At 70.0% G+C, this 24,684-nt stretch carries 28 protein-coding genes; 21 read left to right on the forward strand and 7 right to left on the reverse strand.

Annotated elements, in window-relative coordinates:
- Positions 1 to 15 precede the first annotated feature (15 nt).
- Positions 16 to 612, forward strand: a complete 597-nt coding sequence (locus ACAG25_RS10835) for a helix-turn-helix domain-containing protein (protein ID WP_370488366.1) — start codon at positions 16 to 18, stop codon at positions 610 to 612.
- On the opposite strand, the gene ACAG25_RS10840 is transcribed toward ACAG25_RS10835, so the two are convergent.
- Complete coding sequence (locus ACAG25_RS10840) at positions 568 to 1,584, reverse strand: NAD-dependent epimerase/dehydratase family protein (protein WP_370488413.1); 1,017 nt, start codon at positions 1,582 to 1,584, stop codon at positions 568 to 570. The two genes, ACAG25_RS10835 and ACAG25_RS10840, sit on opposite strands and share 45 nt — an antisense overlap.
- A gap of 92 nt (positions 1,585 to 1,676) precedes the next feature.
- Here ACAG25_RS10840 and ACAG25_RS10845 point away from each other — a divergent pair, with 92 nt between their 5' ends.
- Both ACAG25_RS10845 and ACAG25_RS10850 read left to right on the forward strand, forming a co-directional pair.
- Complete coding sequence (locus ACAG25_RS10845; protein WP_370488367.1) at positions 1,677 to 4,178, forward strand: DEAD/DEAH box helicase; 2,502 nt, start codon at positions 1,677 to 1,679, stop codon at positions 4,176 to 4,178.
- A 42-nt stretch (positions 4,179 to 4,220) separates the two neighbouring features.
- Positions 4,221 to 4,361, forward strand: coding sequence for a hypothetical protein (locus ACAG25_RS10850; RefSeq protein WP_370488368.1), 141 nt, complete (start codon positions 4,221 to 4,223; stop codon positions 4,359 to 4,361).
- A gap of 226 nt (positions 4,362 to 4,587) precedes the next feature.
- On the opposite strand, the gene ACAG25_RS10855 is transcribed toward ACAG25_RS10850, so the two are convergent.
- Together ACAG25_RS10855 and ACAG25_RS10860 are read right to left on the reverse strand one after the other, a co-directional pair.
- On the reverse strand, positions 4,588 to 4,878 hold the full coding sequence (locus ACAG25_RS10855; RefSeq protein WP_370488369.1) for a DUF3618 domain-containing protein: 291 nt from the start codon (positions 4,876 to 4,878) through the stop codon (positions 4,588 to 4,590).
- Positions 4,865 to 5,278, reverse strand: a complete 414-nt coding sequence (locus ACAG25_RS10860) for a phage holin family protein (RefSeq protein WP_370488370.1) — start codon at positions 5,276 to 5,278, stop codon at positions 4,865 to 4,867. The genes ACAG25_RS10855 and ACAG25_RS10860 overlap by 14 nt, the downstream gene beginning before the upstream one ends.
- 115 nt (positions 5,279 to 5,393) lie before the next feature.
- Here ACAG25_RS10860 and ACAG25_RS10865 point away from each other — a divergent pair, with 115 nt between their 5' ends.
- Genes ACAG25_RS10865 through ACAG25_RS10875 form a run of 3 tightly spaced genes read left to right on the forward strand, consistent with a single transcriptional unit; the run spans position 5,394 to position 8,514 of the window.
- On the forward strand, positions 5,394 to 6,479 hold the full coding sequence (locus ACAG25_RS10865) for a spore photoproduct lyase family protein (protein ID WP_370488371.1): 1,086 nt from the start codon (positions 5,394 to 5,396) through the stop codon (positions 6,477 to 6,479).
- A 39-nt stretch (positions 6,480 to 6,518) separates the two neighbouring features.
- Entirely contained in the window at positions 6,519 to 7,250 is a 732-nt protein-coding gene (locus ACAG25_RS10870) for a ZIP family metal transporter (protein WP_370488372.1), read from the forward strand.
- 37 nt (positions 7,251 to 7,287) lie between these two features.
- A complete protein-coding gene (locus ACAG25_RS10875) occupies positions 7,288 to 8,514 on the forward strand; it encodes a YihY/virulence factor BrkB family protein (protein ID WP_370488373.1) in 1,227 nt (408 codons plus the stop codon).
- 4 nt (positions 8,515 to 8,518) lie between these two features.
- Here the strand turns inward: ACAG25_RS10875 and ACAG25_RS10880 are convergent, their stop codons facing one another.
- Positions 8,519 to 10,723, reverse strand: a complete 2,205-nt coding sequence (locus ACAG25_RS10880) for an MMPL family transporter (protein ID WP_370488374.1) — start codon at positions 10,721 to 10,723, stop codon at positions 8,519 to 8,521.
- A gap of 140 nt (positions 10,724 to 10,863) precedes the next feature.
- Between ACAG25_RS10880 and ACAG25_RS10885 the strand changes: the two genes are divergently transcribed.
- From ACAG25_RS10885 to ACAG25_RS10895, 3 genes are read left to right on the forward strand one after another with little or no spacing between them, the layout of a single operon-like run.
- Positions 10,864 to 11,058, forward strand: coding sequence for an LPXTG cell wall anchor domain-containing protein (locus ACAG25_RS10885; RefSeq protein ID WP_370488375.1), 195 nt, complete (start codon positions 10,864 to 10,866; stop codon positions 11,056 to 11,058).
- Positions 11,059 to 11,064: 6 nt separating this feature from the next.
- A complete protein-coding gene (locus tag ACAG25_RS10890; RefSeq protein WP_370488376.1) occupies positions 11,065 to 12,141 on the forward strand; it encodes an NAD-dependent epimerase/dehydratase family protein in 1,077 nt (358 codons plus the stop codon).
- Positions 12,138 to 13,367 (forward strand): flavin-containing monooxygenase, encoded by a 1,230-nt coding sequence (locus ACAG25_RS10895; protein ID WP_370488377.1) that lies wholly within the window; start codon positions 12,138 to 12,140, stop codon positions 13,365 to 13,367. Before ACAG25_RS10890 ends, ACAG25_RS10895 begins: the two co-directional genes overlap by 4 nt.
- Here the strand turns inward: ACAG25_RS10895 and ACAG25_RS10900 are convergent.
- Together ACAG25_RS10900 and ACAG25_RS10905 are read right to left on the reverse strand one after the other, a co-directional pair.
- On the reverse strand, positions 13,270 to 14,421 hold the full coding sequence (locus ACAG25_RS10900) for a PP2C family protein-serine/threonine phosphatase (protein WP_370488378.1): 1,152 nt from the start codon (positions 14,419 to 14,421) through the stop codon (positions 13,270 to 13,272). The two genes, ACAG25_RS10895 and ACAG25_RS10900, sit on opposite strands and share 98 nt — an antisense overlap.
- Positions 14,418 to 15,221 carry an alpha/beta fold hydrolase gene (locus ACAG25_RS10905; RefSeq protein WP_370488379.1) on the reverse strand — a complete coding sequence of 268 codons (804 nt, stop codon included), beginning with the start codon at positions 15,219 to 15,221 and terminating at the stop codon, positions 14,418 to 14,420. Before ACAG25_RS10905 ends, ACAG25_RS10900 begins: the two co-directional genes overlap by 4 nt.
- Positions 15,222 to 15,302: 81 nt before the next feature.
- On the opposite strand from ACAG25_RS10905, the gene ACAG25_RS10910 reads away from it, so the two are divergent.
- The 12 genes from ACAG25_RS10910 to ACAG25_RS10965 all read left to right on the forward strand — a co-directional run bounded on the left by ACAG25_RS10910 (position 15,303) and on the right by ACAG25_RS10965 (position 24,179).
- Positions 15,303 to 16,235: an NAD(P)/FAD-dependent oxidoreductase gene (locus tag ACAG25_RS10910; protein ID WP_370488380.1), complete on the forward strand. Its 933-nt coding sequence runs from the start codon at positions 15,303 to 15,305 to the stop codon at positions 16,233 to 16,235.
- A 33-nt stretch (positions 16,236 to 16,268) separates the two neighbouring features.
- On the forward strand, positions 16,269 to 16,877 hold the full coding sequence (locus ACAG25_RS10915) for a LysE/ArgO family amino acid transporter (protein ID WP_370488381.1): 609 nt from the start codon (positions 16,269 to 16,271) through the stop codon (positions 16,875 to 16,877).
- A 71-nt stretch (positions 16,878 to 16,948) separates the two neighbouring features.
- Complete coding sequence (locus ACAG25_RS10920; RefSeq protein WP_370488382.1) at positions 16,949 to 17,593, forward strand: TetR/AcrR family transcriptional regulator; 645 nt, start codon at positions 16,949 to 16,951, stop codon at positions 17,591 to 17,593.
- Positions 17,593 to 18,072, forward strand: coding sequence for a hypothetical protein (locus tag ACAG25_RS10925; RefSeq protein ID WP_370488383.1), 480 nt, complete (start codon positions 17,593 to 17,595; stop codon positions 18,070 to 18,072). The genes ACAG25_RS10920 and ACAG25_RS10925 overlap by 1 nt, the downstream gene beginning before the upstream one ends.
- Positions 18,073 to 18,147: 75 nt before the next feature.
- Entirely contained in the window at positions 18,148 to 18,273 is a 126-nt protein-coding gene (locus tag ACAG25_RS10930; protein ID WP_370488384.1) for a hypothetical protein, read from the forward strand.
- Positions 18,270 to 19,394, forward strand: a complete 1,125-nt coding sequence (locus ACAG25_RS10935; protein ID WP_370488385.1) for a YeiH family protein — start codon at positions 18,270 to 18,272, stop codon at positions 19,392 to 19,394. The genes ACAG25_RS10930 and ACAG25_RS10935 overlap by 4 nt, the downstream gene beginning before the upstream one ends.
- Before the next feature lie 12 nt (positions 19,395 to 19,406).
- Positions 19,407 to 20,093, forward strand: coding sequence for a queuosine precursor transporter (locus tag ACAG25_RS10940; protein ID WP_370488386.1), 687 nt, complete (start codon positions 19,407 to 19,409; stop codon positions 20,091 to 20,093).
- Positions 20,094 to 20,122: 29 nt separating this feature from the next.
- Positions 20,123 to 20,764 carry an allophanate hydrolase subunit 1 gene (locus ACAG25_RS10945; RefSeq protein ID WP_370488387.1) on the forward strand — a complete coding sequence of 214 codons (642 nt, stop codon included), beginning with the start codon at positions 20,123 to 20,125 and terminating at the stop codon, positions 20,762 to 20,764.
- On the forward strand, positions 20,761 to 21,672 hold the full coding sequence (locus ACAG25_RS10950; protein ID WP_370488388.1) for a biotin-dependent carboxyltransferase family protein: 912 nt from the start codon (positions 20,761 to 20,763) through the stop codon (positions 21,670 to 21,672). Before ACAG25_RS10945 ends, ACAG25_RS10950 begins: the two co-directional genes overlap by 4 nt.
- A complete protein-coding gene (locus ACAG25_RS10955) occupies positions 21,653 to 22,240 on the forward strand; it encodes a GNAT family N-acetyltransferase (RefSeq protein ID WP_370488414.1) in 588 nt (195 codons plus the stop codon). Before ACAG25_RS10950 ends, ACAG25_RS10955 begins: the two co-directional genes overlap by 20 nt.
- A gap of 116 nt (positions 22,241 to 22,356) precedes the next feature.
- Positions 22,357 to 23,499, forward strand: a complete 1,143-nt coding sequence (locus tag ACAG25_RS10960; RefSeq protein ID WP_370488389.1) for a uroporphyrinogen-III synthase — start codon at positions 22,357 to 22,359, stop codon at positions 23,497 to 23,499.
- Positions 23,496 to 24,179, forward strand: coding sequence for a sirohydrochlorin chelatase (locus ACAG25_RS10965; protein ID WP_370488390.1), 684 nt, complete (start codon positions 23,496 to 23,498; stop codon positions 24,177 to 24,179). The genes ACAG25_RS10960 and ACAG25_RS10965 overlap by 4 nt, the downstream gene beginning before the upstream one ends.
- Here ACAG25_RS10965 and fdxA read toward each other — a convergent pair.
- Positions 24,159 to 24,512, reverse strand: a complete 354-nt coding sequence (gene fdxA, locus ACAG25_RS10970) for a ferredoxin (protein WP_370488391.1) — start codon at positions 24,510 to 24,512, stop codon at positions 24,159 to 24,161. The genes ACAG25_RS10965 and fdxA overlap by 21 nt on opposite strands.
- Between the last annotated feature and the right edge of the window lie 172 nt (positions 24,513 to 24,684).

Here is a 24,684-nt window from a genome sequence, read left to right on the forward strand (position 1 = left end):
GGTGGGGGCCCGCGCATGACCTCAGACGTCCGGGGACGCTCGCCCGGCCGGCCCCGCGACTCGTCGATCGACGCGCGGGTACTGGAGGTGACGCGGGACCTGCTACTCGAGGTGGGCTGGGACGAACTCAGCCTGCGCCTGGTCGCCGGCCGTGCCGGGGTGGGCCGGGCCAGCTTGAGTCGCCGATGGAAGTCCAAGGCGGAGTTGGTGTTACACGCGATCCTCGGCGATGCACCGGACATGGGCCCGTTCTCGGGCACCGATCTGCGTGGCTGGATCAGCTGGGTGGTGCGCGGCAGCCACGAGCTGTTCGAGCGGCCGGACGTGCAAGCCGCGGTGCCCGGATTGATGCTTGCGCTGACCGAGAACCCACAGTTGCGTACGGCGGTGTGGTCGACGTTCAGCGGTCCCGCCGTCGAGCTCTACCTCACCCACGTGCGCGCGGACACCGAGGCGCAGCGTCGACGTGCCGAGCTCGACGCGCGGGCGCTGCTGACGATGGCGGCCGGGGCCGCCCTGTTCTCGGCCACGATCGCCGGAACCGCGGGCGGAAGTGACGCCGCGCGGCTACGTGCGCGGATCACCGAGCTGCTCACCGCTGCGGTGAGCTAGCTGGAAGCGCACGGACTCGGCGATGGTCTGCCGCGGGTCGCGCCAAGTGATTCCCAGCTCGCGGGTGGTGGTGTGGTCGTCGGTCGGTGTCGCCGAGGTCAGCAGCCAGGCCGCCTCGTAGCTGAGCCCGTCGGTCAGTGGCAGGAAGCGGCCGGCCGCGTCGGCGAAGCGCGCGAAGGTGCGCAGGGCGCCCGGCGCGATCTTCACGCGTCGCACCCGCCGGCCCAGACCGGCCTCGAGCGCGTCGATCATCTCGTCGAACGTCAGCAACTGCCCGCCGCAGACATAACGGTGGGGACCGCGGTTGGGCGCCATGAGCCGGGTGTGGACCTCGGCGACGTCACGCACGTCGACCATCTGCATGCCGCCCCGCACACTCGGCGCGACACCGGCGCGCAGGATGGGGGCCCAACCGCGTTCGGTGACACCGAGATCCGTGTGGAACGGCGGCCCGACCACGCTCGACGGGTAGGTCACCACCACCGGCGCCCCGGCCTCCTGCAGGCGGCGCGCCACCTTGTCGGCGTAGCCCTTGGTCTTGCCGTAGGCACTGCGCCCGGGTGCGGTCGGGGTGTCGGCCGAGATGACGCCGTCGGGTGGGGGGAACAGTGCGCTGTAGCTGCTGACCGAGACGACGGGGTCCAGCCCGGCCTCGACCGCGCGGGTCAGGACGGTTTCGGTGGCGTGGGCGTTGATCTCCCACATCAGCGCGGCCTGGCGGTCGCTGGTGCCGACGACACCGGCTGCGTGCAGCACCGAATCGACGTCACGGAGCAGCTCGGTCACCGTCTCGGCGGACCGCACATCGCCGACGAGGACGTCGGCGCGTCCCAGCGCCCGCAGCTCGGCGACCACGCGGCTGTCCGCCTCGTGGGGCAGCGCCAGCAGTTTCACGTCGTGGCCGGCTTCGAGCAGCGCCCGCACGGTATGCGCGCCCAGATATCCCGTACCGCCGGTGACCGCGATGCGCACGACCGTCGCCTCCTTCTGCTCGGACGCGCCCACATTACGGTGCCAATGGCATCGGAACAAGTCGCTGGGGGCCCGATGGTTTAGTGGGTCCGATGGACTTGAAGGTGCCGACCGGGACGGCCGACGACCCGGACGCGCTGTTCGTCTCCTACAGCGAGTGGGCGGCCGCGGCCGGCACCGCTTTGTACCCGGCGCAGGAAGAGGCGCTGATCGAACTGCTCAGCGGCTCGCATGTGGTGCTGGCGACGCCGACGGGCTCCGGCAAGTCTCTGGTCGCGACCGGCGCGATCTACGCGGCGTTGGCCGCGGGCCGGCGCAGTTTCTACACCGCGCCGATCAAGGCCCTGGTGAGCGAGAAGTTCTTCGCGCTGTGCGACGTGTTCGGCGCGGACAACGTCGGCATGCTGACCGGCGATGCGGCCGTCAACGCCGACGCCCCGGTGATCACCTGCACCGCCGAGGTGTTGGCCAACATCGCGTTGCGCGGCGCGGACGAGATGACCGCAGAGGCGACGGTCGTGATGGACGAGTTCCATTTCTACGGCGATCCGGACCGCGGCTGGGCCTGGCAGGTCCCGCTGCTGGAGTTGCCGCGCGCCCAGTTCCTGTTGATGTCAGCGACTCTCGGCGACGTCAGCACCCTGCGCGCCGACCTGACCCGGCGCACCGGCCGTCCCACCGCGCTGGTGGCCAACGCGGTGCGTCCGGTCCCGCTGTTCTACTCGTATGCCACCACCCCGATGCACGAGACCATCGGTGATCTGCTCGACACCGGACAGGCCCCGATCTACGTCGTGCACTTCACCCAGGCCGCCGCCCTGGAGCGCGCACAGGCGTTGATGAGCGTCAACGTCAGCAGCAAGGAGGAAAAGGCCGCGATCCGCGACACGATCGGCGACTTCCGGTTCTCGTCGGCGTTCGGGAACACGTTGTCGCGATTGGTGCGTCACGGCATCGGTGTGCATCACGCCGGCATGCTGCCCAAGTATCGGCGTCTGGTCGAGCAGCTCGCGCAGGCCGGTCTGCTCAAGGTCATCTGCGGCACCGACACCCTCGGCGTGGGCATCAACGTGCCGATCCGCACCGTGGTGTTCTCTGCGCTGTCGAAGTACGACGGCACCCGGATGCGGCTGCTCAACGCCCGGGAATTCCACCAGATCGCGGGCCGGGCGGGCCGGGCCGGCTTCGATACCGCGGGCACCGTCGTCGTGCAAGCCCCTGACCATGAGGTGGAGAACCTCAAACAGTTCGCGAAGGTCGCGGACGACCCGAAGAAGCGCCGGAAGCTGGTGCGGCGCAAGGTTCCCGAGGGCATGGTTCCCTGGAGTGAATCCACCATGACGAAGCTGGTCGATGCCACGCCCGAGCCGCTGGTCGGCAGGATGCGGGTGTCGACGGCGATGGTCTTGGATGTAGTTGCCCGACCGGGTGATCCGTGCATTGCCATGCGGCGCCTGCTGACCGACAACCATGAACCCCGGAAACGACAACTGTCGTTGATCCGTGAGGCGGTCGGGATCGCCCGCTCGTTGTTGCAGGCCGGGGTGATGGAACGTGTCGACCGTCCGGAGGGGCGAGCATACCAACTGACCGTCGACCTGCCCCGGGATTTCGCCCTGTATCAACCGCTTTCGACGTTCGCGCTCGCTGCCATCGAGTTGCTCGATGCGGACTCGGAAAGCTATGCGCTCGATGTGGTGTCGGTGATGGAGTCGACGCTGGAGGACCCCCGGCAGATCCTGGCCGCGCAGCTGAAGAAGGCGCGCGGTGAGGCGGTGGCCGAGATGAAGGCCGAGGGCATCGAGTACGACGAACGCATCGCGCTGCTCGACGACATCACCTATCCGCAGCCGCTGGCCGAACTGCTCGAGCACGCGTTCGACGTCTACCGCCGCAGCAACCCCTGGGCCGGGGACACCCATCCGTCACCGAAGTCGGTGGTGCGTGAGATGTGGGAACGGGCAAGCACTTTCCAGGAGTACGTCAGTCTGTACGGGTTGACCCGTTCGGAAGGCGCGGTGCTGCGGTACCTGTCGGATGCGGTCAAGGCGCTGCGCTCGGGGGTGCCCACGTCGGCCCGCACCGAGGAGCTGGCCGACATCGTCGAGTGGCTCGGCGAGCTCGTGCGACAGGTGGACTCCAGCCTGCTCGACGAATGGGAACAGCTGACCAGTCCGCAGCCGGAGGTCGCCGCGGTCACCGTGCCGGCGCGGCCGCGGCCGCTGACCGGCAACGAGCGCGCCTTCACCGCGATGGTCCGCAATGCGCTGTTCCGACGGGTCGAGCTGTTCGCCCGGCAGCGGTGGGAGGAGCTCGGGGAACTGGACGGCGATGCGGGCTGGTCGGCGCAGCGCTGGGAGGACGTGGGTGCGGAGTACTTCGCCGAGCACGCCGAGGTCGGGACCGGTCCCGACGCGCGCGGGCCCGCGCTGTTGATCTTCGACCGCGGCCCGGAGGTCTGGCGGGTGCGTCAGATCCTCGACGACCCGGCCGGGGACCACGACTGGGGTTTCGACGTCGAGGTCGACCTGTCCGCATCGGACGAGGCCGGTGTCGCGGTGGTTCGACTCGTGGATGCCGGACGGATGGACTGACGCGCCACGGGGTATCCGCCGGTCACGACCGAAGGAGTGACGATGGCCGACAAGAACGAGACCGCCGACGAGAAGAAGACCGACGAGCCGGAGGGCGGCCGTCCGGGTCCGGAGGATCACGGCCGCGACGGCGGCATGGCCACGCGCGAGTTGGCTCCGGAGCTCACCGAACCCGACAGCTGACCCGCCGCCGCGACCGCTTCGCACCTGACCACCGCGAGCGACAAAGTCGGACTGCACGTAGGACACCTACCGAAGCGCCGACAAAGTCGCTCGCAGTGGGCACTTCCGGAGCCACTTCTCGTAGCGGGATTCGTCCCCCCTTTTCGCGCCGAAATTGGGGTGCGAAAGTTCGCGCCGAAAATTGGGGTGCGAAAGCTCAGCGGCGGCGGTCTCAGCGGCGGCGGCCTCAGCGGCGGCGGAGCCAGATCACCAGCGCGACCGCGGCCACCGCGGCGACCACCGCACCCACCGCAATGGCGGGTTTGGCCTTGGCGGTGTCGACCGCGTGGTGACTGCGTTGCGCGACGGCCTCTTTGGTGTCATTGACCTTCTGCTGGGCGCGGCCCTTGACGTCGAACTTGTCCGACAGCGCACCGACGGTGTCGGCGAGCTCCTCTCGGGTGCGTTCGATGTCGGCCTGGATCTCGTCGACGCCCGCCTCCGGGCCGGGCTCGGGGCGCTGGTCAGGACCGGCCATGACGGGCCTCCTTGATCTCGGTGACGTCACGCTTGACGGACTCGACCGACTCGGCGGCCGGCGGCGGCACCTGCTCGACCTGTTTCTTGCTCACCATCGCGGCGATGCCCGCGGCCGCGAACAGCACGACAGCGACGATCACCGCCGCGGCCCACACCGGCAACACCAGGGCCAGCGCCGCGACCGCGGCAGCGATCAGCGTGGCCAGGCCGAGCACCGCCAGGAGGCCGGCTGCGCCGATGAGTCCCGCGCCGACACCCGCGTGCTTGGCCGACTGCTGGAGCTCCTTCTGCGCCAGCCGCATCTCGTCGCGCACCAGACGTGAGGTCTGCGCAGACAGCTGGGTCATCAATTCCCCGACACTGGGTTCGGCGCTGCGATGCGCCGTGTCGTTCGCCATGTCGTGCCTCCTCATCGGCGGTGCTTCGTGGTCGGGTGCCCACTGTCGAATCTGACAAACACCGTCATCCCCGAGGACCCCGGAACCGTGATGCCCGGGTACTCGTTGTCCTGCCATGACCCGCCGGACCGCGACCGCGCTGGCCGACCGGCTGCTCGACATCCGGCGCATCTACCACGAGCCCGACATCGAACGCTTCCCGCGCGCGCAGCAGGTGCTGGCGCGGTTCCCGCACGCCGAGCGCATCGAAGTGGCCTCCCACCAGGCCATCCCCGGGCTCTACGGCAACGCCGGCAACGTCGGGGACTGGGTGCGGATCAAGCGTGAGGTGCTGGTCCTGGGCGAGAAGAAGAGCCTGGCTGCGCGCCGCAACGAACGCTCCAGCGACTGGATCGCGCCGTCGACGGCCAACGGCTGCGCGATGGCCTGCTCGTACTGCTACGTCCCGCGCCGCAAGGGCTACGCCAACCCGATCACGGTGTTCGCCAACATCGAACGCATCACCGGATACCTGGAACGCCACGCCGCGCGACAGGGCGTCAAACCCGAACCGAACCAGTGCGACCCCACCGACTGGGTCTACGACATCGGCGAGAACAGCGACTGTTCGGCCGACGCGATGGTCAGCGACAACGTCGCCGACCTCGTCGCGCTCTTCGCCCGGCTGCCCAACGCCAAGGCCAGCTTCGCCACCAAGCTGGTCAACCCGGCGCTGCTGGACTACGAACCGCGCGGCGGCACCCGGGTGCGGTTCAGCCTGATGCCCGAGCAGACCTCCCGCGTGGTCGATGTGCGGACCTCGAAGATCAGCGAGCGCATCGCCGCACTCGACGATTTCGTCGACGCCGGCTACGAGGTGCACCTGAACTTCAGCCCGGTCGTCGTGCACGAGAACTGGCTGGCCGAGTGGAGTGAGCTGCTCGAGCAGATCGCCGACAACACCAGCGAGCGCACCAAGCGTCAGCTCGCGGCCGAGATCATCTTCCTGACCCACAACGAAGCCCTGCACGAGGTGAACCTGGGCTGGCATCCGGCCGGCGAGGAACTGTTGTGGCGCCCCGACCTGCAACAGGCCAAGCGCAGCCAGAGCGGCCAGTGGAACGTGCGCTACAAGACCCCGTGGAAAGGCCGCTGGGTCGCCCAGCTGACCGACCTGATCGGTGCGACGTTGCCGGACTGCCGCATCCGGTACGCGTTCTGAGCGGGTTTCGACGCCCTCACCCGCGGGCATCGACATGAGGTGCTGACGGCTGTCCTGTTCGGCGCGGCCGCGTCGAGTTCGCTGGTGATCGGCAGTCTGATCGGTGCCCGCTGGAGTCCTCCGCGGCGGGTCACCGGCGTGCTGCTCGCGTTCGCCAGCGGTGCACTGATCTCGGCGTTGGCGTTCGAGCTGTTCGAGGATGCGTTCCACATGGGCGGTGCGCTGCACTCCGGACTGGGCCTGCTCGCAGGCGCCGCCACGTTCGTGATCGTCGACAGTCTGCTCGACCGTTATGTCGCCGGTTCGGCGAGCCCGGACGGGCGGGAGGTCGCCGCCGCCGGATCGCGCGGCGGGGTCGGGTTGGCGCTGCTGGCAGCGGTGACCCTCGACGGCGTACCGGAGAACATGGCGCTCGGAGTCTCGCTGGTCGGGGGCGCGTCGCTGTCCCTGCTCGTCGCGATCTTCTTCTCGAACCTGCCCGAGTCGCTGGTCGGCGCGGTGTCGATGCGGGAGTCCGGCACCAAGCCCGCCACCGTCGTGCTGACCTGGACGGTCTGCGCGGTGCTGTTGGCCGTCGCGGTGGTGGTGGGCCGGACCGTCGCCGCCGATCTCAGCGATCCCGTGTTGGCGCTGGCGCTGTCGTTCGCGGGCGGCGCGGTCCTGGCCTCGCTCGCCGACACGTTGATGCCCGAGGCGTTCGAACACGGCCGCCCGCTCAACGCGTTCGCCACCGCAGCGGGGTTCTTCCTGTCCTTCGTGCTGGCCGGCTGACGGTTTCGCCGCACGTACCGCGGGGCATCAACGCCGCATGCAGTACCAGACGGCCTCCCCGGTCCCCCCGCCACCGCGGCGCCGGCCGGGCGCCCTGATCGGCGCATTCCTGGCCGGACTCGCCACCGGCGCGGTGACGACGTCCCGGCGCACCCGCAGCGCACCGGCGGCGCCGCAGCATTCGCCACCGCCGGTCCGCGACCACGGGCGGGTACCCGACGAGCCGGCCGATGCGAAGGAGTCGGCGCCACCGCCCGACGACCCGGCCAAGCCGGAGTCCCCGACCGATCTGACCCGCCCGTCGGCGATGTTCGTCCTGCGGCGGACCATTGGCGAGTTCAGCCGTGACCAGTGCATGGACCTCGCCGCCGCACTCACGTACTACACCGTGCTGTCCCTGTTCCCGGCGCTGGTCGTGGTGATCTCGCTGCTCGGTGTGGTCGGCCAGGACGAGCGCACCGTCGACGCGATCCTGCAGATCGTCGCCGACGTCAGCCCCGGCGCCGCCATCGACACCCTGCGCCAGCCGATCGAGCAGATCGTCAACCAGCCCGCGGCCGGGTTGACGTTGATCATCGGCATCCTGGGTGCCCTGTGGTCGGCGTCGGGGTTCGTCGGCGCATTCGGGCGCGCGATGAACCGCATCTACGAGGTCGAGGAGGGCCGGCCGGCGGTCAAGCTGCGGATCCAGCAGCTGCTGATCACCTTCGCCGGGCTGATCATCGTCGCCGCGGTCGCGCTCATGCTGGCGGTCAGCGGGCCGATCGCCGAGGCCATCGGCGGCTACATCGGGCTCGGCTCGACCGGGCTGACCGTGTGGAACATCGCGCGGTGGCCGGTGGTGCTGGTGCTGGTCGTGCTCGGTGTCGCGATGCTCTACCGGGTCAGCCCCAACGTGAAGCAACCGCGGTTCCGGTGGATCAGCGTCGGTGCGGCCGTCGCGATCGTGACGTGGGTGGTCGCGTCGCTGGGTTTCGGCTTCTACGTCGCGAACTTCGGCAGCTATGACCGCACGTTCGGGGCGCTGGCCGGGGTGATCGTGTTCCTGCTGTGGATCTGGATCACCAATCTGGCGTTGCTGTTCGGCGCCGAGATCGACGCCGAACTCGAACGTGGACGTCAGCTGCAGGCCGGGATCCCGGCCGAGGACACCCTCAAGTTGCCGCTGCGCGACACCACCGCCATCGACAAGCTCAAAGAGCAGGGCCGCAAGGACCGCGCCCGCGGCCGGCTGCTGCGCCGCTCCCGCGGCAAGCGCGGCTGATCCGTCAGCGCGCGGCCCCCACCGATTCGGTGTCGACGTGGGCCACCTGCTCGATGCGACGTCCCTCGATGTCGACGTCGGGCAGGATCCGGTCCAGCCAGTCCGGCAGGTACCAGGCCCGTTCCCCGAGCAGCGCCATCAGCGCCGGGATGGCCGTCATGCGGACCAGGAACGCGTCGAACAGCACGGCCACGGCCATCGCGAAACCGACCGACTTGGCCACGGTTTCCGGCGAAAGCATGAACGCCGCGAAAACCGAGATCATGATCACTGCGGCCGCGGTGACGACGCGGGCGCCGTGCCGGAATCCGACCCGGACCGCGTCCAGCGCGCCCTCGCGGGTCTGCGGACCGTGGATGTAGGCCTCCCGCATCCGGGTCACCAGGAACACCTGGTAGTCCATGGCCAGCCCGAACACGATGCCGATCAGGAACACCGGCAGGAAGCTGATGATCGGGCCGGGATCGTCGACGATGCCGAACCAGCCCAGCTGGAACACCGCCACGGTGGCGCCGAAGGTGGCACCGATGGACAACAGGAAGCCCAGCGTCGCGGTCAGCGGCACCAGCAGCGACCGGAACACCGTCATCAACACCAGATAGGCCAGCCCGACGATCACCAGCAGATACGGCAGAAGCGAATTCAGCAGCGCCTCGGACAGGTCGGCCAACACGGCGGTCTGCCCGGTGACGCCGAACGCGATACCCGTCCGATCGGTGAAACCCGCTTCCAAATCCCGGATCTGGTGCACCAGGTCCTGTGTCGCCGCGCTCGTCGGCCCGCTCTGCGGGATCACGGTGATCAGGGCACCGGAGCCGTCGTCGTTGGGTTGCGGCGGGATGACCATCGCGACGTCGTCCTGGCCGCCGATGGCCGCGGCCAGCTCGCTGTAGGCCGCGCCCGGGTTGGCGGCGTCGGCCGCGTCGACGACCACCACCAGCGGACCCAGGACGCCTTCACCGAAGCCCTCGCCGATGAGCTCGACGGCGCGCTTCTGGTCGGCCGGGGTGAAGTCCATGCCGAGTTCGAGTTTGGTCACCGGCAGCGCCACTACCCCGAGCGCGACGACCGCGCCGACGAGGACCGCGACCGGGTGGGCGACGACCAGCTTCGCCCACCGCGCGCCGCGCGAGGTGTCGGTGTCGGCCGCGCGCGGATGCAGCCCCGGCACCCGCGCGGCGAACACCCGCCCGCCGAACCAACCCAGCAGCGCCGGCAGCAGCGTCGTCGCGACCAGCACGGCGATGATCACGGTGACCGCCGCGGTGTAGCCCATGATCGACAGGAACGGAATGTTGACCACGCGCAGCGCGACCAGCGCGATCACCACGGTCAGACCGGCGAACACCACCGACGACCCCGCGGTGCCGACCGCCGTGCCGACGGCGTGGGCCCGGTCGTCGGTGTCGTCGAGTGCGCTGCGATAGCGGGACATGATGAACAGCGAGTAGTCGATCGACACCGCGATGCCGATCATCGAGGCGATCAACAGCGCGGAGGTGTCCATGTTCACCAGCGCTGTGGCGCCGGTGATCAACGCGACCGAGGTGCCCACTCCGACGATCGCGGTGATGATCGGCACCGTCGCCGCGACCACCGACGCGAACGCGATGATCATCACGATCAACGCCACCCCGAAACCCATCGCCTCGCTGAGGCCCTGTTGCGGCGGCTGGCCGTTGAACAGCGTCCCGGTCGCCTCCACGGTGAGCCCGCCGTCGCGGCCGACCTGTAGCGCCTGCTCGAACGCGTCGACCGTCTCGGCGTCGATCTCGGTGAACGCCTGGTCGAACGGTACGTCGACGTAGGCGATCGTGCGGTCGGGATTGACCTGCGCGGCCATGGGTGGCGTGGTGACCGGATTGACGATCGCCTGCGGCGCCGCGAGGTGGTCGAGTTCGCGCAGTTGTCCGACCAATGCGTCCAGTGCCGCGGTCGACGCGGGGCCGTCGAGCCGCTGCCCGGGCGGCGCCTGCACCACCACCTTGGCCGCGGCCATCTGATCCATGTCGCCCTGTCCCGGAAAGTGCTCCTCGAGCATCGCGGCGGCGCGTTCGGTTTCGGTGCCCGGCAGCGAGAAGTCCATCTGGTACGGCTTGGCCAGCAGCGTCGACGCGCCGGCGGCGAACAGCACCAGCACCCACACCGCGACGGTGAGCAATCGGTGACCGAACGCGAACCGGCCGATCCGGTAGAGCACTGCCGACATCGACGCACCAGCCTTTCGCAACACAAGAGTTGTGGTGGGCTAATTACCCACCCGCGCCGGGTGAAACCTCACGTGTCAGCGTTTGCCGGCCTCAGACCCCGGGTACGCCCGTGCAATTGCGTTGAAAGGAGCCCACTTCCGTGAGCGTCACAGGCCGAGCCCGTTCCTGGACCCGTAAGGGACTGAAGGTCCAGCGCCGCGTCGCGTTGGCGCAGATGATGTTCTGGCCGACCGTGCTCGGCGCCGCGGGCCTGCTCGGCGCCGGGGTGCTGCTCGCCCGGCGCCGCGACGTCGCGCCCGACCAGGCCGCCAACCCCGCGGCCGTCGTGGGCTGAGCCGTCGTGCGCATCGTCGTCACCGGTGCGTCCGGAAACGTCGGCACGGCGCTGCTGCGCCGGCTGACCCGACACCGGGGCGTCCACGACGTGGTGGGGGTGGTGCGTCGCCCACCGCCTCCGAGCGGGGTCTACGAGCACGTGCGGTGGCACAGCATCGATCTGGCCGCCGACGACGCCGCGACCCAACTGCGCCCGGTGTTCGACGGCGCCGACGCCGTGGTCCATCTGGCCTGGGGATTCCAGCCCACCCGCAACACCGAGTATCTGCACCGTGTCGGGGTCGGCGGCACGGCCGCGGTGCTGGAGGCTGCGCATGCCGCCTCGGTCGGGCACCTGTTGCACATGTCGTCGGTGGGCACCTACGCCGCCGGCAGCTACGGCACGCCCGTCGACGAGTCCTGGCCCACCTCCGGCATCCCGTCCTCGCCCTACAGCCGGCACAAGTCCGAAGCCGAGGCACTTCTCGACGACTACGAGCACAGCCACCCCGACACCGGAGTGCCGATCACCCGGATGCGGCCCGGGTTCATCGTGCAGCGCGCCGCCGCCAGCGGGCTGATGCGCTACGCGCTGCCCGGGTTCGTCCCGATGATGGTCGTGCCGCTGCTGCCGGTGCTTCCGCTCGACCGTGACCTGTGCATCCCGCTGGTGCACGCCGACGACGTCGCCGCGGCCTACACGGCCGCGCTCGAACGCAAGGCCACCGGCGCGTTCAACCTGGCCGCCGAACCCCCGATCACCCGCGCTGAACTCGTGAAGATCACGCACGCCAAGGCAATTCATGTGCCGTCTGGTCTGCTGGGCGCTCTGGTGGATCTCAGCTGGCGGACCCGGTTGCAGCCGATCGACCGTGGCTGGTTGGACATGGCGTTCACGGTGCCCCTGCTCAACTGCACGCGTGCCCGCGCCGAACTGGACTGGCGGCCCCGATGGTCGGCGACGGCCGCGCTGTCGGACGTGCTGATCGGCGTTGCGCAGCAAGCGCATACCGACAGCCCGCCCCTGCGGCGGCGTTCGCTGCTCGAACAACTGCGCCGCGACCTGACCGAGGGTCTGCTGACCACGCGTCATCTGCCGTGACGGTGCGCGAAGACGTCGTCGTCGTCGGCGCCGGTCCGAGCGGGCTGGCGGTGGCCCGCCAACTCCGGCACGAGCAGGGCATCGATGGGGTGATCCTGGACCGCGCCGACACACCGGCCTCGGCGTGGCGCAGCCGCTATGACGGCTTCCGGTTGAACACCTGCGGCTTCTGGTCCCATCTGCCGGGTCAGCCCATCCCTGTGCGGCACGGCCGCTGGCCGGGACGCGACGACATGGTCACCTATTTCGACGACTATGTCCGTCGTCAACGCTTGCACGTCCGCCTCGGTGTCGCGGTGACGCGCATCGACCGGGCGGGCCCGGGTTGGCTCGTGCACACCGACACCGAAACCCATTTCGCGGCAGCGGTTCTGGTCGCCACCAGCAACTACCACACGCCGTGGGTACCGCCGTGGCCCGGCCGCGCCGGTTTCCCCGGAGAACTATTGCATTCGGCCGACTACCGCTGTAGCGCGCCGTTCGCCGGCCGCGACGTGCTCGTGGTCGGCGCGGGGAACTCGGCCACCGAGATCGCGCTGCAGTTGTGCGACGGCGGCGCGGCTCGCGTACGGATGTCGGTGCGCACACCGCCCCACCTGGTGCCGCGCGCTGCAGCCGGCATACCGATCGACACATTCAGCCCGGTGTTCAGCCGCCTTCCGGCTCCGGTGCTCGACCGGGCGGCAGATGTGCTGCAGCGGTTGCGCTTCGGCGACCTCCGCGATGTCGGATTGCCGCGCCCGCGGGACGGCATCTACACGGCGCTGCTGCAAGAACACCGCATCCCCACCCTCGGTGACCGACTGGTGCCGCGCATCAGGGACGGCAGCATCGAGGTGGTCTCCGCGGTGACGGGTTTCGACGGCGCCCGGGTATTGCTCAGCGACGGCACCGCTGTGCGGCCCGACGTCGTGATCGCCGCCACCGGGTACCGCAGGGGCCTCGAACCGTTGGTCGGGCATCTCGGCGTCCTCACCGGCGATGGACTTCCGGTGCGCAACGGAACCCGCAGTGCCGCAACGGGTCTGTGGTTCCTCGGGTACGAGGAACCACTCGTCGGACCGTTGCGCGCACTGCGCGGGCAGGCCGGTCCGGTCGCTGCGGCGATCGCCCGGCACGTGCGCTCGGTCAGGTCGTCGGAGCCGGAATCCCGAACGCGAGCAACGCGACATCGTCCTCGACGAACGCGCCCAGATCGGCCAGCAGCTCCACCAGCGCGGCGATGATCCCGTCGGCCGACGACGGGGCGTGCTCGGCGACGAATCGCCGCAACCCGCCGACGTCGTCGAAGCGTGCAGTGCCCACACCGGTGCGGGCCTCGGTCAGCCCGTCGGTGTAGAGCAACAGGGTGTCCCCCGGCCGCAACACCAGATGCGCCTCGACGAACGAGGCTGCAGCGGTGATGCCGACGGCCTGCCCGCCTCGGGTGTCGACTTCGGTCACCTCTCCGTCGGCCCGCAACAACAGCGCCGGCGGGTGGCCGCCGGCGGCCAGCCGGACCTCGACGCCGTCGGCGGTCATCCGCAGCGTGCCCACGATGACCGTGGTGAGCACGAAGCCTTCGTCGATGGCCTGTTGCAGCAGCACCGTGTTCAGCGTGTGCAGCACCAGCCCGGGGTCGTCGTCGACGACGGCGGCCGCACGCAGCGTGTAGCGGGTCAGCGAGGTCAGCATGGCCGCCGACGCTCCTTTGCCGACCACGTCGCCGAGGAAGAAGCCGTACAGATCCGCGGCGAGCGGATAGAGGTCGTAGAAGTCCCCGGTCACATCGTCGGTCGCGGCGTGGTAGTGCGCGGCGGCTTCCACGCCCGCCGGGGCCGACACCGACGGCGGCAGCAGGGATCGGCGCAGCGTCGCGGTCAGCTCTTCGGCGCGGCGGCGCTCGGCCAACAGTTCCCGCTCGTAGGACCGACGGCCGCGGGCGTCGTGCAACGCCATCCGGATCAACGAAACGGAGCCGTCGCCGGTGGCGTCCAGCGCTGCGCTGACCAACACCGGGAACCGAGACCGGTCCGCCGCGACCAGATCGACGGCGAACTCCGAGATGCGCCTGTTGATCCTCAGCAGCGGCGCGAAGTGGGTCTCGTAGTGGATGCGTGCACCCGCACTGAACAGCTCGGTGAACGGCCTCCCGAGCAGATCGTCGGGACGGTACTGCAGCCAGTCGGCCAGGGTGCGGTTGACCGCGATGATGCGGCGGTCGGCCGTCGCGGTCAGCAATCCACACGGTGCCCGATCGAACGATTCCTCGGCGTGCCCGGGAGGGTACGCGCCGGTCACGACGCCCCGTCGACGAACGCGACGATCGCCTCCACCGTTGCCTCGGGTTCGCTCACGTGCGGGCAGTGACCACTGGTGTCCACGGTGCGCAGCACGCTGCCCGGGATCTGGTCGGCGACGAACGCGCCGACACCTGCCGGGGCGATGGCGTCGTCGGCGCACTCCAGGATCAGCGTCGGCACACCGACGGTGGCCAAATCGGCACGGTTGTCGGACAGAAAGGTGGTGCGCGCGAAGACTTTTGCGCATGCGGGATCCGTGCGACAGAAACTCTCGGTCAGTTCCTCGGCGAGTTCCGGTTGCTCCGGCGCCCCCATGATGGTGGGCGCGATGGCCCGCGCCCACCCCAGGTAGTTGCTGTCGAGCGATTCCAGCAGGTCCTCGATCTCCTCGCGGCTGAACCCGCCGCGGTACCCCTCGTCGTCGAGATAGCAGGGCGACGGCGCAAGCAGCACGAGTTTGGAGAACGCGTCCGGACGTCGGTTGACTGCGAGCACACCCATCATCGCGCCGACCGAATGGCCGACGTAGACGACGTCGGTGAGATCCAGCCCGTCGACCAGGTCGAGGATGTCCTCGGCGTAGGCGTCGAGACGGGCATAGCGTTCCGGGTTCCAGTAGCGGGTGTCGGCCCCGCCGGAGCCGACGTGGTCGAACAGCACCACGCGGTAACGCTGCGCGAGCGGGCCGGTGATGCGCCGGAACAGCGTCTGATCGCAACCGAAGCCGTGCGACAACAGAAGCGTCGGGCCGGTCGGCGGCCCGAGGATCTGCACGTTGTTGCGTGCGCGCACGTCCACGTTCTTCCTTATACAGGCAGACGCGGCCCCGGTGGGCCAGTGCCGGGGTTTGAGGGAATCGCGACGGGAAATGCAAGAGCGATGAGCGAATGGGAGTGCATCGTCGTCGGTGCGGGCGCCGCCGGACTCAGCGGCGCGTTGGTTCTGGGACGGGCCCGGCGGCGCACCCTGGTGCTCGACGCCGGTGAGCAGAGCAACCTCGCGGCCACCGGCATCGGAGGCCTGTTGGGCCACGACGGGACCTCCCCTGCCGAGTTGTACGCGGCGGGCCGGCGGGAACTGGCGGCCTATCCCAGCGTCGAGTACCGCCGCGCCGTGGCAGTGCGCGGCGCCGTCGTCGACGGTGGCCATGCGATCGAACTGGACGACGGACAGACGGTCTACGGTCGCCGGATCCTGTTGGCCACCGGCATGACCTATCAGCCACCCGCGCTGCCGGGGCTCCCGGAATTGTGGGGCACCTCGGTGTTCCAGTGCCCGTTCTGCCACGGCTGGGAGGTGCGCGATTCCCGCCTGGCCGCCTTGGCCGCCGGCGAGGAAGGCGTGCACGCCGCATTGATGCTGCGCGGATGGAGTGACGACGTCGTGCTGTTGACCGACGGTCCGGCCGGCCTGGACGGCGACCAGCAGCGATTGCTGGCCGGAGCCGGTGTCACAGTCGACGAGCGCCGGGTTGCCGAACTGATCGGCCGCGACGGTCGGCTCGCCGAGATCGTGTTCACCGACGGTGACCGCATCGCCCGCGACGCGCTGCTGGTCGAAGCCCCGCTGGAGCAGCGGTCGCGGTTGGCCGAGGAGCTGGGTGCGGCGTGCACGCCGGGCCCGTTGTCGGTCAACACCATCGGGGTGGATCCGTTGCACCGCACCAGCAGTGCAACGGTGTTCGCTGCCGGTGACGTCTGCACCGAGCAGCCCTACGTCGCCGGCGCCGCGGCCGGCGGCGCGCAGGCCGCGATGATCATCGTGCAGAGTCTGCTGGCCGAAGAGTTCGGTCTGCCCTATCCGCCGACGTGACGCCCGGGCCGCCCGGCGTGCTTAAGTGAACGGGTGCACCCCGGACTGCTGACCGTCGCGACGGGCTTCGCCACCGCGCTCGCGTTGATCGCGGCCATCGGCGCGCAGAACGCTTTCGTGCTCCGGCAGGGAATCCGCGGCGAGTACGTCGTGCCGGTGGTGGCGATCTGCATCTTCGCCGACATGGCGCTGATCTTTGCGGGCATCGCCGGACTCGGCGCCCTGATCGCCGCGCACCCCGGCGTCCTCACGGTCGCCACATACGGTGGGGCCGCGTTCCTGATCGGCTACGCCGTGCTGGCCGCCCGGCGCGCGCTGCGTCCCGGCACGCTGACCCCGGCCGACTCGGCGCCGGCGGGACTGACCGGTGCGGTGCTGACCTGTCTGGCGTTGACGTTCCTCAATCCGCACGTCTACCTGGACACTGTGATCCTGCTGGGCGCGCTGGCCAACGACCACGGCAGCCAGCGGTGGTGGTTCGGCGCCGGCGCCGCGGCGGCCAGCGCCACCTGGTTCGCCGGACTGGGCTTCGGCGCGACCCGGCTGCGCGCCCTGTTCGCCGCGCCGACCACCTGGCGGGTGCTCGACGCCGCGATCGCGGTCACGATGCTGGTCCTGGCGGGTTTGCTGATTCTGCGCTGACCGACACGCAATCCTTGTCGGCATCGTCAATAAGCACGGCGCGGGCGGTCAACCTGGGGAAGAATCCCGATATGGCCGATCCACCGGTCCCCGCCCGAATGGGGTTGCGCGAGCGCAAGAAGCGCCAAACCCGCGAGGCCGTCCGCTCCGCGGCCTTCGAGCTCTTCGAACGCAACGGGTACGCCCACACCACCGTCGAGCAGATCGCCGAGGCGGCCGAGGTCTCTCCGCGCACCTTCTTCCGCTACTTCCCCAACAAGGCGGCGCTGCTGATCCCGGACCACATGATGGACCCGATCATCGACGCCTTCATCGACGCTCCTGCCGACCTGACACCCATCGCGGCCTACCGTTACGCCCTCGAGCAGGTGTTCGCCGGCATCTCGGACCCCCATTGGGTGCAGGAGATCGCTCGCCAGCAGCTGATGTACACCCTGCCCGAGGCCGCCGGCGCGCTGTACAACGAATACATCCACGTCATCGAGGTCATCACCGACGCGCTGGCCCAGCGACTGCGCCTGCCGGCAACCGATCCTCGCCTGCGCGTCACCGCCAGCGCACTCACCGGCGTCCTGATGGGCGCGCTGCACAACACCCCGATGGACCCCGTACGGCTGGTCCAGGCACTCGATTTCCTCGACGCCGGCCTGCCGCTGACCGCGGCCCAGGCGACCGAAACCCGGCACCCCGACCCCGGAACCATTAGCCTCTCCTGATGGCCTTCTCGCCCCGCATCCCGGCGACTTCGCGCGTCGCGACGGCCGCCGCGGCCCTCGCTGCCGGCGTCGCCCTCCTGGGCGCCGGACCGGCAGGAGCGCAACCGGCGCCTCCGATCGAACCGCCGCCCGCGCCCGGGGCGCCCGCGCCCGAAGCTCCCCCGGTGTTCGTCTACACGCCGCTGGCTCCCGGTGAGATCCCCCCGCCGGCCCCGCCGCCGGTGGGCGCACCCCCGGTACCGCCGGTGCCGAACGCGAACTTCGGCAACACCGGGCAGTTCGACTTCCTGCGTGAACTGTGGAACATGCGTAACTCGCCGGAACTCTTCCAGACCGTGGGGCCCGGCACCATGGACCCGGCCACCTGGGTGCCCCCGACCCCTTACGGCACACCGCCGCCCGGCGCGCCTCCCGCCCCGGCGTCTGCCCCGCCACCGGTCTGGCCGCCGGCCGGGATGGTGCCGACCCTGGTTCCCTGACCCCCGCCGTGGAGTTGCGCTCTCGGTGAGCGCAACCGGTGACCTCACCCCGGGCCGACCGTACGGTCGCGTCCCATGGCTGATCAGCAGGACGCCACCCCGCCGCGCCGTCTCGACGAGGACTGGCTGGCCGTCGTCGTCGGATTGACCTTGCTCGCGCTGGTCCTCGTCGGCGCCATCCCGGGCAGCGTGATCCCGTGACCGAGCAGACGGCCGACACCGCCGCATCGGTGCCGCCCGCCCGGACGAGGGGCATCGGGTACGCCGTGGCCGGTGTCGTCGTCGTGCTCGTGTTGGGCGCGTTGACCCGCTACCTGGAAGCCCAGGTTCCCCGGTGGGCCGACGGCACCGGGTTCGCGCGCGTCGCCAAATCCATCGAGTTCCCCGTCTACGCCATCGCGCTGGGACTGCTCGGCAACGTGGTGCTGTCGCGGCTGGCCCTGCGCGACGCGCTGGCCGCCGGTTTCCGCACCGAGTTCTTCATCAAGACCGGTCTGGTGCTGCTCGGCGCGTCGATCAACCTCAAGGTGTTGGTCACCGCGGCCGGGCCGGCGATCGTGCAGGCGCTGCTGCTGATCACGATCGTGTTCGGGTTCACCTGGTGGCTCGGCGGCCGACTGGGCATCGAGGACAAGCTGCGTGCGCTGCTGGCCTCGGCGGTGTCGATCTGCGGTGTCAGCGCGGCCATCGCGGCCGCGGGCGCGGTGCAGGCCCGACGCGAACAGCTCGCCTACGCGGCATCACTGGTGATTGTGTTTGCGCTGCCGTCGATCTTCCTGCTGCCGTGGCTGGTCGGCGTATTCGGACTCTCCGACGCGGTGGCAGGTGCCTGGATCGGCGGCAACATCGACACCACGGCGGCGGTGGCCGCCTCCGGTGCGATCGCCGGCGAGGATGCCCTGCAGATCGCCACGATCGTCAAGACCACCCAGAACGCATTGATCGGCATCGTCGCGATCGCGTTGACCGCGTACTTCGCGCTGAAGGTGGAGCGCAACGCGGCGGCACGGCCCACCGTCGGCCAGTTCTGGGAGCGGTTCCCCAAGTTCGTGCTCGGTTTCGTCGCCGCGTCCGTCATCGGGACCCTCTACCTGCAGTGGGGCGGGGACAAAGCGGACATCAGCACCGTCAACGACCTGCGCACGTGGTTCCTGATCTTCGCGTTCGTCGCGATCGGACTGGAGTTCTCGCTGAACGGCCTGCGGGAGGCCGGGTGGCGCCCGGTGGCGGTGTTCGCCTCGGCCACGGTGGTCAACATCGTCGTCGCCCTGGGCCTGGCGCTGCTGCTGTTCGGCAACTTCGAGGTCAACGCCGCGTCCTGATCTAATGGGCGCGTGACCGAGACGACCGCCGCCGACGACCGCATCGCGTTCGCGCGCGTCGGCTCGGCGTACTACCCGGTGCTGGTCGCGGTGTTCACCGCACTGGTGATCATTTCCAACGTCACCGCCACCAAGGGCGTGGCGTTCGGGCCGCTCATCACCGACGGCGGGTTCCTGGTCTTCCCGCTGACCTACGTGATCGGCGACGTGCTCAGCGAGGTCTACGGCTTCCGTGCGGCGCGCCGCGCCATCCTCACCGGCTTTGCGATGAATGCGCTTGCGGCATTGGCGTTCTGGATCACGGTGTACCTGCCCGCCGCGGACTTCTACGCCAACCAGGAGCATTTCGCCAACGTCGTCGGCGCCTACACACAGCTGATCGTGGCCGGGTTGGCCGGGTTCCTGGTCGGCCAGACCCTCAATGCGTGGGCGGTGGTGCGGATCAAGCAACGCACCAAGGAGAAGCACCTGTGGGCGCGCTTGATCGGTTCGACGTTCGTCGGCCAACTCGGGGACACCTTGGTGTTCTGCGCGATCGCCGCGGGCGCGATCGGCATCACCAGCATCGGTGACTTCGTCACCTATGCCGCGCTGGGCTGGCTGTACAAGACCGCCGTCGAGATCGTGGTGCTGCCGGTCACCTACCGGGTGATCGCGTTCATCAAGCGCCGCGAACCGAGTTACCTCGCGGCGGCTTGATCTGCGCCGCTCGCGGGTAGCGTGACACCATGCGGTCCGGTGTCATCCGTGAGTACGGCGACTGCGCGCTGCTGGTCGAATTCTCCGACACCGCTGAGGTGTTGGCGTTTCACGAGGCCCTGCGTACCGCCGCGGTGCCCGGCGTGGTCGACATCGTGCCCGCCGCGCAGACCGTTCTGGTCAAACTCGCCGACCGCAGCGCCGTGGCCCCGACGCGCAAGCACCTGGCCGGCCTGGTCGGCCGTCCGGGTGCCCTCGCCGCTGCCCCGGCCCCGGCGCCCGGGAGCGCCGACGTCGTCATCGACGTCCGGTACGACGGAGAGGACCTCCACGAGGTGGCCGAGCTGACCGGGCTGACTCCTGACGAGGTGATCGCCGCGCACACGGGCCGGCCGTGGCGGGTCGGGTTCAGCGGTTTCGCTCCCGGGTTCGCCTACCTGATCGGCGGCGACGACCGACTGGCGGTGCCCCGCAAGACCGAGCCCCGCACCCGGGTTCCGGTCGGTTCCGTCGGGTTGGCCGGCGAGTTCAGCGGTGTGTACCCACGCGAGTCGCCGGGCGGGTGGCAGCTGATCGGGCGCACCTCCGCGGTGCTGTGGGACGTGCAGCGTCCGTCTCCGGCGCTGCTGACGCCGGGCCTGTGGGTGCAGTTCCGGGCGGTGGACGCGTGAGCCCGGGCGGGGCATACCTGGAGGTGCTGGCGCCCGGCCCGCTGGCACTGGTGGAGGACCTCGGCCGGCCGGGCCTGTCCCACCTCGGCGTCACCCGATCCGGGGCCGCCGACCGGCGGTCGCACGCGCTGGCCAACCGCCTGGTGGCCAACCCGGACGGCCACGCCACCGTCGAGATCACCCTCGGCGGCTTCACCGCGCGCCTGCACGGCGGCGGACGCGAAGGGATCGCGATCGCCGTCACCGGCGCCGACGCCAACCCCTCGGTCGACGGTAAACCTTTCGGCAGCAACAGCATTCATCACATGCATGACGGTCAGGTGATCGCGCTGGACACCCCGCGCGCCGGTCTGCGGTCCTACCTGGCGGTGCGCGGCGGCATCGACGTGGAGGTCGTCCTCGGGTCGCGCAGCTTCGACGCGCTGTCGGCGATCGGTCCCGCGCCGCTGCGCCGCGGCGACGTGCTGCCGATCGGCGCCCACAGCGACGACTTCCCCGAGGTCGAGTTGGCGCCGGTGGCCGCCCTGTCCGACGACCCACTCGACCTCGACGTGGTGCCGGGGCCGCGCGACGACTGGTTCGTCGACCCCGACATCCTGGTGCGCACCAACTGGCAGGTCACCGATCGCAGCGACCGCGTCGGAGTGCGACTGGTCGGAATGCCACTGGAGTACCGGTCGTCGGACCGTCAGCTGCCCAGCGAGGGCGCCACCCGCGGTTCGATCCAGGTCCCGCCGAACGGGTTTCCCGTCATCCTGGGCCCCGACCATCCCGTCACCGGGGGCTATCCGGTGATCGGCGTGCTCACCGACGACCACGCCGACCGGCTGGCCCAGGCCCGGCCCGGTCAGACCATCCGGTTGCACTGGTCGCGTCCGCGGCACCCGCCTGACACAGTGGACCGTTGACAGGGGCGCTGGTAGAACCACAGGTGTGCGTGCACGTCTGGTCCACACCTCCGATCTGGATGCCGAAACCTTCGACAATGCCCGCTCGATGGTCGTCGAGGCGTTCGGCGGCGAGTTCCGCCCTGCCGACTGGGAACACGCCCTGGGCGGTATGCACGCGCTGATCTTCCGGTACGGCGCGCTGATCGGGCACGCCGCCGTCGTACAGCGCCGCCTCTACGTCGGCGACGTCGCCCTGCGGTGCGGATACGTCGAGGGGCTGGCGGTCCGCGCGGATCATCGCGGCCAGGGCCTGGCGACGGTGCTGATGGACGGGGTCGAGCAGGTGCTGCGCGGCGCCTACCACCTGGGCGCGTTGAGCACCACGGAGCTGGGCCAGCCGGTCTACGAGGGCCGCGGTTGGACTCCGTGGACCGGCCCCACGTCGGTGCTCGGGCCCGACGGGCCGGTGCGCACCCCCGACGACGACGGCGCGCTCTACGTCCTGCCGTGCGCGCTGCCCGACGGACTGGTGCTCGACCCCGCGGCGCCGATCGCGTGTGACTGGCGCAACGGAGATGTGTGGTGATCTCACCGGCGCCCGATCCGTCGGGTGAGCGGAATTTCACCGCCTGAGCGGCAGCGATACTGCCGGGCAATCACCGGTTAATCAGCGCGAAACACGCACTGCATAGACAGGTGGGCATGAGTGAGCCGGAATGGGCGCCGCTCACCGGGTTTCGTGTCGCGGTGACGTCGGCGCGGCGAGCCGACGAGCTGGCCACGCTGCTGCGCCGTCGCGGCGCCGCGGTGACCAGCGCCGCGGCCATCGAGATGGTGCCGCTGCCCGACGACGACGAACTGCGCCAGCACACCCAGGCGCTGATCGCCGACCCGCCGGACATCGTGATCGCCACCACCGGCATCGGACTGCGCGGCTGGATGGCCGCCGCCGACGGGTGGGGTATGGCCGGCGACCTGACCGACGCGCTGGCCGGCGCCCGCATCGTGTCGCGGGGGCCCAAGGCCACCGGGGCGCTGCGCGCGGCCGGACTGCCCGAGGAATGGTCCCCGGAGTCGGAGTCCTCCCGCGAGCTGCTGCACTATCTGCTCGAGGGGGGCATCGCGGGCACGAGGATCGCGGTGCAGTTGCACGGCGCGACCGCCGACTGGGACCCGTTTCCCGAGTTTCTCGACGAATTACGTTCTGCCGGAGCGGAAGTGGTCCCGATCCGGGTGTACCGCTGGCATCCCGCCCCCCGCAACGGGGAGTTCGATCAGCTGGTGGCCGGCATCGCCGAGGAACGGTTCGACGCGGTCAGCTTCACCTCCGCCCCGGCGGTGGCCTCGGTGCTGCTGCGAGCCACCGAGATGGGATTGGAGGCGCAGGTGCTCTCGGCGCTGCGCACCAGCGTGCACGCGATGTGTGTGGGTCCGGTGACCGCGCGGCCGCTGGTGCGGCTCGGGGTTCCGACGTCGTCGCCGGAGCGGATGCGGTTGGGCGCGTTGGCCCGTCACATCACCGACGAGCTTCCGTTGCTGCAGTCACGCACCATCCGGGTGGCCGGTCATCTGCTCGAGATCCGCGGCACCTGTGTGCTGGTCGACGACGCCGTGCGGCCGATGTCGCCCGCGGCGATGGCCACCATCCGCGCGCTGGCCCACCGGCCGGGCGCGGTGGTCTCCCGGGTCGATCTGCTGCGGGCGCTGCCCGGTAGCGGCACCGACACCCACGCCGTCGAGACCGCGGTGCTGCGGTTGCGGAATGCCCTGGGCGACAAGAAGATGGTGTCCACCGTGGTCAAACGCGGCTACCGGCTGCCGGTCGACGAGGCGTGTGTGTCGTGAGCTACGTGCTGGTCGCGCACGGGACCCGCAAGCAGCGCGGTGTCGCGTTGATCGCCGACATCGCCGACGCCGTGTCCGGGGCCCTGGACGCGCCGGTCCGGGTGGCGTTCGTCGACGTGTTGGGACCCACTCCGGCAGAAGTGCTCGCGGTGCGACGCGACGAGCCGGCCGTGCTGGTGCCGGCGTTCCTGGCGCGCGGCTACCACGTCGGGGTGGACATCCCCGGCCATGTCGAGGCCAGCGGCCACGACGACGTCACCGTCGCCCCGGCGCTGGGCCCCGACCCTCAGCTGGCCCGGGTGCTGCTCGATCGTCTCGTCGAATCCGGTTGGCGGCCCGACGATTCGGTGATCCTCGCGGCGGCCGGAACCTCGGATCGGGTTGCACAGCGCGACCTTCACACCACGGCGACCTGGTTGTCGGCGACACTGGGGTCGCGCGTGGAACTGGCCTTCGCCGCCACCGGTGAGCCATGTGTCGCCGACGCGGTGGCCGCCGCCCGCCGCACCGGCCGGCGCGTGGTCGTCGCGTCCTATCTGCTCTCCGACGGACTGTTCCAGGATCGGTTGCACGACAGCGGCGCCGACCTGGTGACCGCCCCGCTGGGCACCCATCCCGGCGTGACGCGGCTGATCGTCAGCCGATTCGTGCGGGCCCGGTCAGGGGTGCGGAGTCGTTGATTGCGGCAGCGCCGCCACCAGCGGGGTGTCGGCGCCCACCCGGCCCAGCCTGGCCGCGCCGCCCGGATCTCCGAGAGGGGCGTCACGGCCAGGCAGGACCATCGTGAAGAACGCGGCGTTGTCCCCCAGAAACGCGGCTTCTTCATCAGGTAAGTCTGTCTCGTAGTAGATGGCGTCCACGCGACACGCGATGCGGCACGCACCGCAGTCGACGCACTCGTTGGGGTTGATGTACATCGCCCGGTCACCCTCGTAGATGCAGTCCGCCGGGCACTCCTGCACGCAGGACTTGTCCACGATGTCCACACAGGCGCTGCCGATCACGTACGTCATGACTGCGAGGTTATGGAAGCTGACGTGTCCCCGGCAGGGGCCGAAAGTCCCTTCTTTGATCCCGCCGAAATTGCATTCCACGCGCGTCAAACGGCCTTGATGTCAAGTGGCTATGACAACGATTAGGCGGCTTGGCTAAGAAGTTGGGTCATGCGTTGGGCGGGTGTGTCCA

Origin of the sequence: Mycobacterium sp. pV006 (assembly GCF_041287115.1) — a bacterium.
GTDB lineage: Bacteria > Actinomycetota > Actinomycetes > Mycobacteriales > Mycobacteriaceae > Mycobacterium.

Coding starts and splice junctions, on each gene's coding strand:
- ACAG25_RS10835 (WP_370488366.1), top strand. CDS start 16: ATGACCTCAGACGTCCGGGGACGCTCGCCCGGCCGGCCCCGCGACTCG.
- ACAG25_RS10845 (WP_370488367.1), top strand. CDS start 1,677: ATGGACTTGAAGGTGCCGACCGGGACGGCCGACGACCCGGACGCGCTG.
- ACAG25_RS10850 (WP_370488368.1), top strand. CDS start 4,221: ATGGCCGACAAGAACGAGACCGCCGACGAGAAGAAGACCGACGAGCCG.
- ACAG25_RS10855 (WP_370488369.1), bottom strand. CDS start 4,878: ATGGCCGGTCCTGACCAGCGCCCCGAGCCCGGCCCGGAGGCGGGCGTC.
- ACAG25_RS10860 (WP_370488370.1), bottom strand. CDS start 5,278: ATGGCGAACGACACGGCGCATCGCAGCGCCGAACCCAGTGTCGGGGAA.
- ACAG25_RS10865 (WP_370488371.1), top strand. CDS start 5,394: ATGACCCGCCGGACCGCGACCGCGCTGGCCGACCGGCTGCTCGACATC.
- ACAG25_RS10875 (WP_370488373.1), top strand. CDS start 7,288: ATGCAGTACCAGACGGCCTCCCCGGTCCCCCCGCCACCGCGGCGCCGG.
- ACAG25_RS10880 (WP_370488374.1), bottom strand. CDS start 10,723: ATGTCGGCAGTGCTCTACCGGATCGGCCGGTTCGCGTTCGGTCACCGA.
- ACAG25_RS10910 (WP_370488380.1), top strand. CDS start 15,303: ATGAGCGAATGGGAGTGCATCGTCGTCGGTGCGGGCGCCGCCGGACTC.
- ACAG25_RS10920 (WP_370488382.1), top strand. CDS start 16,949: ATGGCCGATCCACCGGTCCCCGCCCGAATGGGGTTGCGCGAGCGCAAG.
- ACAG25_RS10925 (WP_370488383.1), top strand. CDS start 17,593: ATGGCCTTCTCGCCCCGCATCCCGGCGACTTCGCGCGTCGCGACGGCC.
- ACAG25_RS10930 (WP_370488384.1), top strand. CDS start 18,148: ATGGCTGATCAGCAGGACGCCACCCCGCCGCGCCGTCTCGACGAGGAC.
- ACAG25_RS10945 (WP_370488387.1), top strand. CDS start 20,123: ATGCGGTCCGGTGTCATCCGTGAGTACGGCGACTGCGCGCTGCTGGTC.
- ACAG25_RS10960 (WP_370488389.1), top strand. CDS start 22,357: ATGAGTGAGCCGGAATGGGCGCCGCTCACCGGGTTTCGTGTCGCGGTG.
- fdxA (WP_370488391.1), bottom strand. CDS start 24,512: ATGACGTACGTGATCGGCAGCGCCTGTGTGGACATCGTGGACAAGTCC.